The 11,794-nt window shown below is 74.3% G+C and carries 14 protein-coding genes; 9 read left to right on the top strand and 5 right to left on the bottom strand.

The window, feature by feature from the left end:
* Window positions 1-173: 173 nt before the first annotated feature.
* The 5 genes from BJP25_RS00215 (at window position 174) to BJP25_RS00195 (ending at window position 3,696) form a co-directional block, all read left to right on the top strand.
* Entirely contained in the window at window positions 174-629 is a 456-nt protein-coding gene (locus BJP25_RS00215; protein WP_143218798.1) for a DUF6474 family protein, read from the top strand.
* Between the two features lie 61 nt (window positions 630-690).
* Window positions 691-1,251 carry a hypothetical protein gene (locus BJP25_RS00210; protein WP_075972682.1) on the top strand — a complete coding sequence of 187 codons (561 nt, stop codon included), beginning with the start codon at window positions 691-693 and terminating at the stop codon, window positions 1,249-1,251.
* Window positions 1,252-1,326: 75 nt separating this feature from the next.
* Entirely contained in the window at window positions 1,327-2,088 is a 762-nt protein-coding gene (locus BJP25_RS00205; RefSeq protein WP_075972681.1) for a YcnI family copper-binding membrane protein, read from the top strand.
* Between the two features lie 3 nt (window positions 2,089-2,091).
* A complete protein-coding gene (locus tag BJP25_RS00200; protein WP_233157845.1) occupies window positions 2,092-2,649 on the top strand; it encodes a copper resistance CopC family protein in 558 nt (185 codons plus the stop codon).
* 21 nt (window positions 2,650-2,670) lie between these two features.
* Entirely contained in the window at window positions 2,671-3,696 is a 1,026-nt protein-coding gene (locus tag BJP25_RS00195) for a copper resistance D family protein (RefSeq protein ID WP_075972680.1), read from the top strand.
* Between the two features lie 287 nt (window positions 3,697-3,983).
* Here BJP25_RS00195 and BJP25_RS00190 read toward each other — a convergent pair whose 3' ends face one another.
* From BJP25_RS00190 to BJP25_RS00180, 3 genes are all read right to left on the bottom strand, one after another.
* Window positions 3,984-4,280 (bottom strand): hypothetical protein, encoded by a 297-nt coding sequence (locus BJP25_RS00190; protein ID WP_084793564.1) that lies wholly within the window; start codon window positions 4,278-4,280, stop codon window positions 3,984-3,986.
* 89 nt (window positions 4,281-4,369) lie between these two features.
* Window positions 4,370-5,290 carry a phosphotransferase family protein gene (locus BJP25_RS00185; RefSeq protein WP_408607072.1) on the bottom strand — a complete coding sequence of 307 codons (921 nt, stop codon included), beginning with the start codon at window positions 5,288-5,290 and terminating at the stop codon, window positions 4,370-4,372.
* Entirely contained in the window at window positions 5,287-6,657 is a 1,371-nt protein-coding gene (locus tag BJP25_RS00180; RefSeq protein WP_075972678.1) for a helix-turn-helix domain-containing protein, read from the bottom strand. Before BJP25_RS00180 ends, BJP25_RS00185 begins: the two co-directional genes overlap by 4 nt.
* A gap of 217 nt (window positions 6,658-6,874) precedes the next feature.
* On the opposite strand from BJP25_RS00180, the gene BJP25_RS00175 reads away from it, so the two are divergent.
* From BJP25_RS00175 to BJP25_RS00165, 3 genes are all read left to right on the top strand, one after another.
* Entirely contained in the window at window positions 6,875-7,150 is a 276-nt protein-coding gene (locus BJP25_RS00175) for a hypothetical protein (RefSeq protein WP_075972736.1), read from the top strand.
* Window positions 7,151-7,160: 10 nt separating this feature from the next.
* On the top strand, window positions 7,161-7,502 hold the full coding sequence (locus tag BJP25_RS00170) for a hypothetical protein (protein WP_075972677.1): 342 nt from the start codon (window positions 7,161-7,163) through the stop codon (window positions 7,500-7,502).
* Window positions 7,503-7,931: 429 nt separating this feature from the next.
* Complete coding sequence (locus BJP25_RS00165; RefSeq protein ID WP_143218803.1) at window positions 7,932-8,504, top strand: TetR family transcriptional regulator; 573 nt, start codon at window positions 7,932-7,934, stop codon at window positions 8,502-8,504.
* 8 nt (window positions 8,505-8,512) lie between these two features.
* On the opposite strand, the gene BJP25_RS00160 is transcribed toward BJP25_RS00165, so the two are convergent.
* Window positions 8,513-9,733 (bottom strand): amino acid deaminase/aldolase, encoded by a 1,221-nt coding sequence (locus BJP25_RS00160; RefSeq protein ID WP_233157843.1) that lies wholly within the window; start codon window positions 9,731-9,733, stop codon window positions 8,513-8,515.
* Window positions 9,734-9,828: 95 nt separating this feature from the next.
* Between BJP25_RS00160 and BJP25_RS00155 the strand changes: the two genes are divergently transcribed.
* Entirely contained in the window at window positions 9,829-11,130 is a 1,302-nt protein-coding gene (locus BJP25_RS00155) for a D-arabinono-1,4-lactone oxidase (protein WP_075972734.1), read from the top strand.
* On the opposite strand, the gene BJP25_RS00150 is transcribed toward BJP25_RS00155, so the two are convergent.
* Window positions 11,100-11,768 carry an SDR family oxidoreductase gene (locus BJP25_RS00150; RefSeq protein ID WP_075972675.1) on the bottom strand — a complete coding sequence of 223 codons (669 nt, stop codon included), beginning with the start codon at window positions 11,766-11,768 and terminating at the stop codon, window positions 11,100-11,102. The two genes, BJP25_RS00155 and BJP25_RS00150, sit on opposite strands and share 31 nt — an antisense overlap.
* Between the last annotated feature and the right edge of the window lie 26 nt (window positions 11,769-11,794).

Raw genomic sequence — 11,794 nt, 5'->3', positions numbered from 1 at the left:
CGTGGCGACGATCCCCCGGCGGTTTCCCCCGGCAGGCGCTCCACCCTGGTCTGGACCACGACGGGGGCGCGGGTCGAGGTGCCCGCGACCGGGGCCGCCGCTAGGTTCTGCGTGCAGGTTCTCCTGCGTTGTCGGTGCGGCCGCGGTCGGTGGAGGTCAGGGTGGCTCGGAAGGTGGCTCGGAAGAAGGTGGCCGAGGGGCGGTTCACGCCCGCCAAGGCCAGGAACGCGCTCGCGGTGGCCAAGGTGGTCGGCCCCGCCGTGCTGCCGGTGGTGACCCCGTTCGTGGTGCAGGGCGCCGCGGCGGTCCGCGAGCGGCTGGAGCGGCGCCGGGCCCGCAAGCTGGGCGTGGCCGTCGACGACCTCGGGCGGTTCAGCGGCCGGGGCGGGGCGCTGCACGCCAGGATCGCCGGGGTGGCGACCGGGTTGGGCGAGGTGCGCGGCAAGCCCGGCGCCGCCGCTGACGACCTCGCCTTCGCTGACGGCGCCGAGACCACGCTGCGCCAGCTCGCGGCCGCGGTGCGCGCCGCCGAGCGCATGCCGACCACCCGCCGGAAAGCCGCGCACCGGGCCGTGTCGGGTGAATTGGATCGCATCGAGGAGCAATTGCTCAAAACCCTGGGTGTCTGAGGTAACAACTTCCCGCATGGTGGGCGAAGGGTCTGGACAGGGCCTCCTACCCTGGTGAGTTGTGACCACCGGAGCGGGCAGAGCGGACCGCGCGCAGCGGCCTGCCCGCGCCGCTCGCGCCGTCCTGCTCGGGCTGTGCTGCACCGGGCTGGCCGTCGCCGCGCACGGCACGGCGGGCGGTGGCGTCCCCGACACCGCCGTCACCGCGGTCATGACCGCGCTCGTCGGCTGGGCGGGCACCGCCGTGGCCGACCGGCGCGGCGGGGTGCTCGCCACCCTGGCCGTGCTGGCCGTCAGCCAGGCGGGCCTGCACGTCCTGCTCACCTACATCGCCGACGACCACCCCGGGCAGGAGCCCTCGGCGGTGCTGCCGACGCCGCTGATGCTCGGCCTGCACGCCCTGGCGACCCTGCTCGCCGCCGTGCTGCTGACCCGGGCGGGGGTGGCGTTCACCGCCATCGCCACCGCGGTGCTGCGCTGGGTGGGCGTGCTCGTCGTGGTGCTCGGCGCGGGGTCCACCGCCCCGCGCCCGCTCCCCGTCGTGGAATGGGACCCCGATCGCACCGTGCTCGGGGTACTGCGCCGTTCCCTGGGCCGCCGCGGTCCCCCGCTCTTCTCCTGAGAAACCGCAGAACCCCCCGCAGAAGCCCGGCCGGAATCGGCCGGGGTCACCAGCACGCATTCCAGGAGAACCCCCATGCCCAGCCGCACCGCCGCCCGCGCGGGCGTCGTGCTCGCCGCCGCAGGCGCCGCCGCCCTGCTCACCTCCGGCGTCGCGTCCGCCCACGTCACCGCCCGCGTCGTCGGGGAGGCCGCCGCCAAGGGCGGCTACACCGTCATCACCTACCGGGTGCCCAACGAGGACAACACCGCGGGCACCGTCAAGGTCGAGGTGAAGCTCCCGGCGGAGTACCCGCTCAGCTCGGTGCGCACCGAGCCGATCGCGGGGTGGACGGCCACCGCCACCAAGGCGAAGCTCGACAAGCCGGTCAAGGTCGGCAACACCGAGGTCACCGAGTACTTCAACACCGTGACCTGGACCGCGGTCTCGCCCGCGCGCATCGCCCCCGGGCAGTTCCAGGACTTCAAGCTGTCGGTGGGCAAGCTGCCCGACAACACCGACACCCTCACCACCCCGGCCGTGCAGACCTACGACAACGGCAAGGTCGTGGCCTGGGACCAGCCCACCCCGCCCAGCGGTGAGGAGCCCGAGCACCCGGCGCCGTCGATCGCGCTGGCCGCCGCCACCGGCGACGCCCACGGCGCGGCGAGCGCCTCGTCGGAGCACTCCGAGCACGGCGGCGGCACCGAGACCGCCGCGGCGGCGACCGGGTCCGACACCACCGCCCGCTGGCTCGGCGGCGCAGGCCTGGTCGTCGGCGCGCTGGGCCTGGGCCTGGCCGCCGGGGCGACCCTGCGCGCCCGCAAGGCCGTCGCGGCAGCGAAGCGGGGCGAGTGACCCGTGCGCGTCCTCGGTCGGGTCCTCACCACCACCGCGGTGGCGCTGCTCGCCCTCGCCGGTGCGGCGGGGACGGCGTCCGCCCACAACCAGCTCGTCGGGAGCAACCCCGTCGCCGGTTCCTCGGTGGCGACCGCCCCCGACACCGTCGAGCTGACCTTCGACCAGCCCGTGCAGGAGGGGCAGGACCTCAACACGGTCGTCGTGCAGGGTCCGGACGGGTCGAGCCAGTGGCAGGGCGGCGCCGCCCAGGTCAAGAGCAACGTGGTGTCCGCGCCGCTGCGCGCCCTGGGCCCCGCGGGCAAGTACACGATCGGCTACCGCATCCTGTCCGCCGACGGCCACTCGGTCACCGGTGAGGTCGAGTTCACCCTCACCCAGGCGGGCACCGGAACGCCGGCGCCCGCCACCGCCGGGGGCACCGCGTCCCAGTCCTCGGGAAGCTCCGCCCCGGACGGCGGCGGCGGTATCCCGGTGTGGGTGTGGGTCGTTGGTGCCGTCGTCCTGCTCGGTGGCGGCGGCTTCCTCGCCGCGCGGGTGGGCAGCGGTGCCGACAAGTAGCCTGAACTGGGAGAACGCGCTGTGACCGAGACCCGGACCACCACCCCCGGGCGCCGGTACCACCTGGTGGCGTCGTTGACCGCGGGCGCGGTCCTCGGCGTGCTGGTCGGCCTCGCCATCACCGCGGCGGAGCCGGTCCCCGGGTTGCCGGAGCCCCCGGCGGTGGTCCGGGTCGCGCTGCCGCTGGTGCGGGTGCTGCTCGACGTGGCCGCCGTGGTCACCACCGGGCTGTGCCTGCTGTCGCTGCTGGTCGGCTTCGACCGGCCCAAGCTGTCCGCGCCGCTGCTGCTCGGCGCCCGCCGGGCCGCGGTGCAGACCTCGCTGCTGTGGGTCGGCGCGGCGCTGGCCACCCTGGTGCTCCAGGCCGCGGAGCTGCGGCCGGGGGCACCGCTGACCGCGGCGTCGGTGGTCGAGTACGTGGTCACCATCGCCGCGGGCAAGGCGCTGGTGTTCGTGGCGGTGTTCGGCCTGCTGTGCTTCGGGCTGGCGCTGTGGTCGGTGCGCGCCGGGGACCGGGTGCCCGCCGAGCTGCTGGCGGCGGTGGCGCTGTTCGCGCTGCTGCCGCTGCCGGTGACCGGGCACGCCACCAACCCGCGCTGGCACGACTTCACGATGATCTCGATGGAGCTGCACGTGCTGGCGGCGGCGGCGTGGACCGGCGGGCTGGGCGCGGTGGTCGTCGTGCTCGCCGCGAACCGCACCCTGCTGGCGCACGCGCTGCCCCGGTTCTCCAAGCTCGCGACGGCCTGCGTCCTGGTGGTCACCGCCACCGGGGTGTTCAACGGCTTCGTCGAGCTGGTGGTGAGCCCGACGCTGGGCGTCGTCGAGGGCCTGTTCACCACCGACTACGGGCTGCTGCTCCTGCTCAAGGTGGTGTGCCTGGTGGCGCTGGGCCTGCTCGGGGCGAAGATGCGGTACCGGTTGCTGCCCGCGGTCACCGCGCACAAGCCGACCGCCCTGGTCACCTGGGCGGCGGTTGAACTCGGCGTCATGGGCCTGGCGTTCGGCATCGCCACCGTCCTCACCCGGGCGCCCATCAACGTGTAGTGCACAGGCCGGGTGGAGTTGTCCACAGGCTGTGCACACCCCGCCCCGGCACCTGCCCTCCCCCTGCTCGGCAGCGGTTTCCGGGCCTCGGCGGGTGATCGCGGCGAGCACCGGTGGTCCACACCTGTGGACAACTACCCCTAGTTGTCCACAGGCAGCGGGGGACAACTCACCGGATGCGCGTTCGTCGCGGGAATGCTGCCGCTCAACGCGCTGCGCAGCGACCCGTGCAACGCACCGGGCGCACTCGTAACCCGTTCGGGGCAGTCTCCCGGTACGGCGAGTGGTCAGTCCCCATCGGTGAGGTGCGCGGCGGACGGCACCGCCAGCCGCAGCGCGGTGAGCCTGCGGGTGGCCGCGGCGGAGCGCCGGTCCAGCTCGCGCTTGCCGATCCAGCCCTTGCCGAAGTGCCGGTAGGCCTGGGCCAGGGCGACCAGCTCGGCCAGGTGCTCGGCGTGCCTGCGGCGGTCGGCCTCGGGCAGCCCGCGCACACCGGCGACCCGGTCGTCGACCAGCCGGTCGATGGCCGCGGCGGTGCACAGCGCGCGCCGCCGCCGGACGGCCTTGCTGGGGAGAGCGAACATGGGGCCACCTCGGAGGACCGGGGCCCTCCGCGCGGGCCCCACGACAGGCATTTCGCCTGGCAGCGGCCACGCGTTACCTCCTGAGGGGCTCAGCGGTAGCGGGCCCAGCGGGCCGAGGTGTCGCCGCCGCGGAAGTCGCGCAGGCGGCGCAGCAGCTCCGGGCGCACCTGCGGGCTGCTCACCATGATCGGCAGCACGCTGGTGATGAGCTTGAGCTCGCGCACCTCGCGCAGCACCGGGAAGCCCGACCAGCCGATGACGTCGAAGCCGTAGGCCCGCGACAGCTCCCGGTAGTCCGCCTCCGACTCGCCGAAGCGCAGCACGCCCACGGCGAACGGGACCAGGTCCCACTCCGGCGGGCCGACGCCGCTGGAGTCGAAGTCGCACAGCACCGGGCCCGCAGGCGAGGGCACCAGGTTGCCCAGGTGCGCGTCGCCGTGGACGAACCCCCTGGCCAGCGGGAACTCCAGCGCCTCGACCGCGGCGGCGGCACCGGCCACCCGCTCGCGCAGGAACCCGGCCAGCTCGTCGTCGATGCCCTCGGCCTCGTCCACCCGCCTGCGCACGTCGTCGAGCGGGTCCCAGGCGGGCAGGTCCGCGGGCGGCGGCAGCGAGTGCACCCGGCGCAGCAGCCGGGCCAGGTCGCGCGGGCGGGGCTCCTCGCCGCCGGGGGGCACCGCGTCCCACACGGTCGCGGTGTACGGGCCGACGTGCACCGGGTGCTCCAGGCCGTCGACCAGGCGCACCGCGGGCACGTCGTGCTCGGCGAACCAGCGGGCCACCCGCACGACCTTGTCCACCCGGTGCCGCAGCGACACCGACCCGACGATGCGCACCACGACCGGGCGCGAGCGCAGCAGGAACACCGCGTTGTTGGTGAAGCGCAGCAGGCGGGCGCCGGTGGGGTCCAGGCCGACCCCGGCGCACACCTCGGCCAGCGTCGAGTCGAGGTTCTCCCTGGTGAACAGCCCGTCCCTGGCCACGTCAGCGGGTGCGGGCGCCGCGCTCACGCCACGTTGAGGTTGGTGATCTGCTCGGCGAGGTCGCGCGCGTCGGCGTTGTTGCGCCGCTTCGCCGCCTCCTCCAGCAGGGGCTTGAGCCGGTCCTTGACCCGGCTGGACTTGAGCGTCTCGGCCATCTCCACCGCCTGCCGCCCGATCCGGGCGCCGTGGTCGACGTCGCCGTCGAGCAGGTGGTTGGTGGCCAGCGCGCCCAGGTTGAACGCCTTCGACCGGCTCATGTCCTCGCCGTAGGAGTCGATGGCCTTCGACAGCGCCGGGATGGCGTACTTGGTGTGCGTCGGGTCCACCGTCTGCGCCAGCACCGTGTGCACCGTGCCGATCATGGCGTGCACGTCGGTCTCGTTGAAGAACTTGACCCAGTCCTCGGCCTCGGAGACGTTGGCCCGCGCGAACTCGTCGCGGGTCCTGCCGATGAGCTTCATGGTCTGGTCCTTGTGCCCCATCAGCGCGTACGCCCACGCCTGGTTGGCGCAGATCACCGCCACCGCGAGCTCCGAACCGGACTCCTGGGCGGCGATCTGGCCGAGCTGGAACATCTTCAGCGCGTCGTCCGGGGACTCCTTGTGCAGGTAGACCCGGCCCATCCGGTAGAGGATGTTGGCCACCAGCGGCTCGCTGCGGCCCGCCTTCGCCAGCTCCAGCGCCTTGCCGAAGTGGTTGCGGGCGGAGTCGGTCAGGCCGATGTCGAACGAGGTCCACCCGGCCAGGTTGTGCAGGTCGGCCAGCGCCACGTGCAGCCGCTGCTTGACGTGCTCGGGTCCGGACGCGCCGAGCATCTGCTGGCCCCACGACAGCTGCGCCACCACCGCGTCGCGGCAGAACCCGCCGCCGTACTGGTAGTCCAGCGAGCGCAGCGCCCGCGTGGCGGCCTCGACCTGGCGCACATCGGTCATCCCGATGCGCCCGGGCGCGGGGGTCTGCACCGGGTTGGCGACCCACGACCCGGAGTTCGTGCCCAGCACGTTCGCGCCCACCGTGACGGCGGCGGCGTGCGCCAGGAACTCCCTACGCTTCACCTCTTCGCTCTCCTCAGGCTGTGCGGCCTCGCGCGACACCGCGACTCGCACCGCGGTCACCTCGTCGTAGGCGAGACCCATGAATCCCCTCGGGACGCCCAGCCCGTCGGCGATCCTCGCGAGCACGTCGTAGGCCATGACCTGGCGGCCCTTGAGGATCTCCGACACCTCGGACTGCGACTGGCCGGTCATCGCGGCGATCTGCCGCTGCGACACACCGGTGCGCCGCAGGAGCCGGTAGACGGAACTGATCTCCCGCGCCGCGAGCGCGGCGCGCATCTCGGGGTCTTCCCACGTGTCCGGAGTGATGGGAGAACCCTGCGATCCGATCGAGTTCATACCGGCCCCTCACCGTTCCGCTGGGCGTCGAGCGCAGCGTAAGCGCAGTTCACGAGCGGCGAGAAGCCCCCTTCGGCGGGCCTGATAGGCCCGGGTGAACTCCGTCGACCGCTTATCGTCGGGCGGGCGCCGATCGGCGCTGTGCAGACCCGTCGCCGTTGCCCAGGCCTCAATGTAGTTCGTTGTAAGCGCACGAGCACGGAGAGGGACGGTGGACGTGGAACTGCTCCGCCAGGCACAGGACACCGGCGCCGCGGCGCCGGTTGCCCGCGCCGACGCGCTGCGCCCGCTCACCGGGTCCACCTCGGGGCGCCGGACCTGGCGGATCGGCTGCGGCGACGTGGCCGACCGCGACCGGTGCCTGACCGTGCTCGTCGACGACGACAAGGTGGTCCTGGTCGGACCACCCGGTGAGGCGGCGGTGCTGACGACCGGCCAACTGGGCCAGTTGCGGGCCGCCCTCCGCGAAGCCGCCGCACAGGCGGAGAGGTGACGGTGTAGAGGTGGACGAGATACTCGGCCAGGTCCTGCGCAGCGCCGTGTGGGAGCGCCTGGACATGCTCACCGAACTGGCCGACCGCGCGGACGCGCCGAGCCTGCTCTCGGTCGCCCGCTCCGAACTGCCCCGGCTCACCGAGGGGTGGCGGGCGATGCTCACCGCCCACGAGCCCGACGAGCGGGGCAACTGCCCGACCTGCTCCGGCCGCTGGCGCCAGCAGAAGGCGCCGTGCTCGGTGTGGCGGGCCGCCCACGAGCACCTGGTGGCCGGTGGCCTCGCCCCGGAGAAGCCCGCCCGGCACGCCCTCGACGCGTTCCCCCGCCGGGTCGCCGCGGGCGCCAGGTAGCCGTCCGGTCCCGGCCTCCGCCGTTCCCCCGGACGGCGGAGGCCGGCGCGACCGGCCGCGGTCGGCCGCCGGTCCGCCCGCTCCCCCGAGGTGGGCGGGCCGGTGGTCGACCACCCCACGAGTTCCCCCCGCCCCGCTGACGGCGCGCGGCGCGGGGGTGCGGGCCCCGCGGGTCCGCGCGGCAGCGGTGCTGGGTGCCTCCGCACGCCGCGCGGGCCCGCGGTTTCCACCTGTCCGGGATAACGTCGTTACCGCCCGGTAATAAGGTGAAATCCGTTGCACTAATCCGCCGCGGACCCGCGTCCTCCCGGGCTGTCGGTCGTTGGACAGGGTGATCACGCCCTGCGACCAGGAGGAGACACGGTGGCAACGCTTACCCCCCTTCGCCGACAGCCCGTGCAGCAGCGCAGCGCGAAGCGGGTGGAGAGGATGCTGGAGGCGTGCGCGGAGCTGGTCGGTGAACTCGGCTACGACGGCGTCACCACCACCCTCATCGCGGAGCGCGCGGGCGTCGCGGTGGGCTCGCTGTACCAGTTCTTCCCGGACAAGCGGGCCGTGGTGCAGGCGCTGACCCAGCGCAACCTCGACCGGTTCATGACCGAGATCGCCCGCAGGCTCGACGCGCAGGCCCCCGCGCACTGGTTCGACGGCGCGGACCTGGTGTTCGACATCTACGTGCAGATGTACCGCGAGGTGCCCGGGTTCAGCCGGATCCGCTTCGGCGACGTGGTGGACCTGCGCCTGATCGACGGCGAGCGGGACAACAACACGGTGATCGCCGACGGCATGGCCACCCTGCTCGCCGAGCGGTTCGGCGTGCCCTTCGACGAGATCCGGATGCCGGTGGCGGTGGCCAACGAGATCGCCGACAGCATCCTCAACCTCGCCTTCCGCCGCGCGCTGTTCCCCGAGGAGCAGGTCATCGCGGAGGCCAAGGCGGTGGTGCGCGAGTACCTGTCCGGGCGCACCACCGGCACCGGCGTCGCCGCCGCGGCGGGCTGACCCGGCGCTCAGCCGAAGCTGCGCCCCTCACCCCGGTAGGTGGGGGTGGTCGCCACGACCGCCCCGCCGGAGACCAGGTGGTAGGCGGTGAAGCGCTCGGCGAGCTCGCCCGCCTTGGCGTGGCGGAACCAGACCCGGTCGCCGACCGCGAGGGCGTCGGCGGCCGGTCCGGTCACCGGGGTCTGCACCTCACCGGCGCCCTCGGTGGCCACCAGCTTGAGCCCGGCGGGCAGGGCGGGGACCGGCAGGCGCAGCGCGTTGGCCGGTCCGGAGGCGGTGTAGCCGCCGCTGAACACCGTCGCCACGCCGGGCCCGGGGCGGCGCACGACGGGCAGCGCGAAGAACGCCGCCGGTTCCGGGGTGAAAGCGCGGTAGTTGTCGAACAACGCGGGCGCGAGCAGTCCGGAACCCGCCGCGAATTCGGTGACCACCGGATCGGAACCGGTTTCTTCCAACGACCCCGTCCCACCGCCGTTGACGAATTCCAGCGGGCCGCCCGCCTGGACCGCGCGCACCGCGTCCCCGCGCCTGCGCACCAGTTCCGGGACGGACCCGCGGCGCAGCACCCGGCGCAACCCGCCGAGCAGCGGGTTGCCCACCGGCGCGTCGCCGAGCCCGGCGATCTGGCCCTCGTAGCCCATCAGCCCGACCAGCCGGAAACCGGCGCGGGCGCGGATGCGCGCGGCGAGGTCGGCGGCCTGCTCGGCGGTGAACACCGGCGAGCGCAGCGTGCCGATGTGGACCCGGCGGTCGCCCGCCACCGGCCGCCACGACACGTCCAGCTCCAGGCACACCCGGATCTCGGGGTGGTCGGCGCCGAGCGCGGCGTCGACGAGGTCGAGCTGCTCGGGGGAGTCGACCACCACCGAGATGTGCTCGCGGGCGCCCGCGTCCGCCGCCAGCGCGCGCAGCGCCGAGCGGTCGGCGGTCGGGTAGGCGACGAGCAGGTCGGTGCCCGCGAGGTCGGTGCCCGCCCACTCCCCGTGCAGCCACAGGGCTTCCGGCAGCGAGTAGGCGAGGACGCCCGCGAACCCCGGCCTGCGCAGCACCCGCTCCAGCAGCGCGCGGACGCGGATGGACTTGCTGGCCACCCGCACCGGGCGCCCGGCGGCCCGGCGCACCAGGTCGTCGGCGTTGCGGTCGAAGGCGTCGAGGTCGACCGCGGCGAACGGCGGGTCGAGGTCGGCGGTGGCCTGGTCCAGTCGGGTGCGCAGCTCGGCGGGGTCCACCCGCAGCACCCTACGGCAGGTTCAGACCATATCCTCGCAGACCTGAAGGGTCTTCAGCACCGGAGCGGAGGCGTGGCGTGGCGCGGGACGACGCACTGGCGTGGCGGAACTGGGCGGGCACCGAGGCGGCGACCGCGACGGCGGTGCGCAGCCCGCGCGACCCGGGGGAGATCGCGGCCGCGGTGCGGTGGGCCGCCGAGCGCGGCGCCCGGGTGAAGGCGCGCGGCAGCGGCCACTCGTTCACCGCCGCCGCCGCGGCGCACGGGGTGGCCGTCGACCTGTCGCGGTGGACCGGTGTCTGCGGCGCGGACCTCGACGCGCGCCGGGTGACCGTCCGCTCGGGCACGACCATCGCCCAGCTCAACCGCGAGCTGGACGCGCTGGGCCTGGCGCTGGAGAACCTGGGCGACATCGACGCGCAGACCATCTCCGGCGCGATCTCCACCGGCACCCACGGCACCGGGGCCGGGCTGGGCGGCATCGCCACCCAGGTGACCGCGCTGGAGCTGGTGCTGGCGGACGGCTCGGTGGTGTCCTGTTCGGACACCGAGCGCCCGGACCTGTTCGCCGCGGCCAGGATCGGCCTCGGCGCGCTGGGCGTGATCAGCACGGTGACCCTGCGCGTGGTGCCCGCCTTCGCCCTGGCCGCCCAGGAGCGGCCGGAGCCGCTGGCGGAGGTGCTGGCCGGGTTGGACGAGCACTGCGCCGCCAACGACCACTTCGAGTTCTACTGGTTCCCCTACGGCAGCAAGGCGCTCGTCAAGCGCAACAACCGGCTGCCGGAGGGCGAAGTGCCGCGACCGCTCGGCGCGCTGCGCAGGTTCGTGGAGTACGAGGTGGTGGAGAACGCCGCGTTCGGCGCGCTGTGCCGGGTCGGGCGCGCGGTGCCGCGGTTGGTCAAGCCGCTCAACCGGATCTCGGCGTCGGCGCTGTCCGAGCGGTCCTACAGCGACACCTCGCACCGGGTGTTCGTCACCAGCAGGCGCGTGCGCTTCGTGGAGTCCGAGTACGCCGTCCCGCGCGAGTCCCTGGCCGACGTCCTGGGCGAGCTGCGCACCCGGGTGCCGCGGCTGGCCGACCCGGTGATGTTCCCGGTGGAGGTGCGGGTCGCGGCGGCCGACGACATCTGGTTGTCGACCGCGCACGGCCGCGACTCCGCCTACCTCGCCATCCACCAGTACGTCGGGATGCCCTACCGGGAGTACTTCGACCTGTTCGAGTCGGTCGTGGCCCAGGTGGGCGGTCGGCCGCACTGGGGCAAGATGCACACGCTGGACGCGGAGGCGCTGCGCGCCAGGTACCCGCGGTTCGACGACTTCCTGCGCGTGCGGTCCGAAGTGGACCCGGAGGGCCGGTTCGCGAACCCCTACACCGACCGGGTCCTGGGCAGGGCCTGAACCGCCTCGGCCACCGGCGTGCTGCCGCCGACCAGCTCGGCGGTGATCCCCGCGGTGGTCGGGTCGTCCAGCACGGCCAGCAGCACCGCGGCCACGTCGGCGCGGCTGACCTCGCCGTGACCCGCGGACTCCGCGAGGGTGACGGTGCCGGTGGGCGGGTCGTCGGTGAGCCTGCCGGGCCGCACGATGGTCCAGTCCAGGTCGCGGGAGCGCAGGTCCTGCTCCGCGAGCAGCTTGGCCCGCAGGTAGGCGCGGAACACCTCGTCGACGTCCTCGTCGTCGGTGCGCTCCAGGCCCATCGCGCTGACCTGCACGTACCGCTGCACGCCCGCGATGCGCGCGGCGTCGGCCAGCAGCGCCGACGCGCCGCGGTCGACGGTGTCCTTGCGGTCGGTGCCGCTGCCCGGTCCGGCGCCCGCGGCGAACACCACGGCGTCGGCACCGGCGAGCGCGGCGGCCACCTGCTCGGCGGTGGCGGACTCCAGGTCGAGCACCACGGCCTCGCCGCCGGCGGCGCGGACGTCCTCGACGTGGTCGGGGTTGCGGACCAGGCCGGTCACGGCGTCCCCGCGCCGAGCGGCCAGCTCGGTCAGCAGCAGTGCGATCTTCCCGTGGCCCCCGGCGATGACTGTGCGCATGACCCCAAGCTAGGCGCGCCCGCCGT

Source organism: Actinokineospora bangkokensis, assembly GCF_001940455.1.
In the GTDB taxonomy this organism is placed as follows: Bacteria; Actinomycetota; Actinomycetes; order Mycobacteriales; family Pseudonocardiaceae; genus Actinokineospora; species Actinokineospora bangkokensis.
This window is presented reverse-complemented; position numbering and strand designations above follow the sequence as displayed.

Excerpts from the sequence above, each read along its gene's own strand:
- BJP25_RS00165 (WP_143218803.1), top strand. The coding sequence starts at position 7,932 with ATGCTGGAGGCGTGCGCGGAGCTGGTCGGTGAACTCGGCTACGACGGC.
- BJP25_RS00150 (WP_075972675.1), bottom strand. The coding sequence starts at position 11,768 with ATGCGCACAGTCATCGCCGGGGGCCACGGGAAGATCGCACTGCTGCTG.
- BJP25_RS00180 (WP_075972678.1), bottom strand. The coding sequence starts at position 6,657 with ATGAACTCGATCGGATCGCAGGGTTCTCCCATCACTCCGGACACGTGG.
- BJP25_RS00190 (WP_084793564.1), bottom strand. The coding sequence starts at position 4,280 with ATGTTCGCTCTCCCCAGCAAGGCCGTCCGGCGGCGGCGCGCGCTGTGC.
- BJP25_RS00205 (WP_075972681.1), top strand. The coding sequence starts at position 1,327 with ATGCCCAGCCGCACCGCCGCCCGCGCGGGCGTCGTGCTCGCCGCCGCA.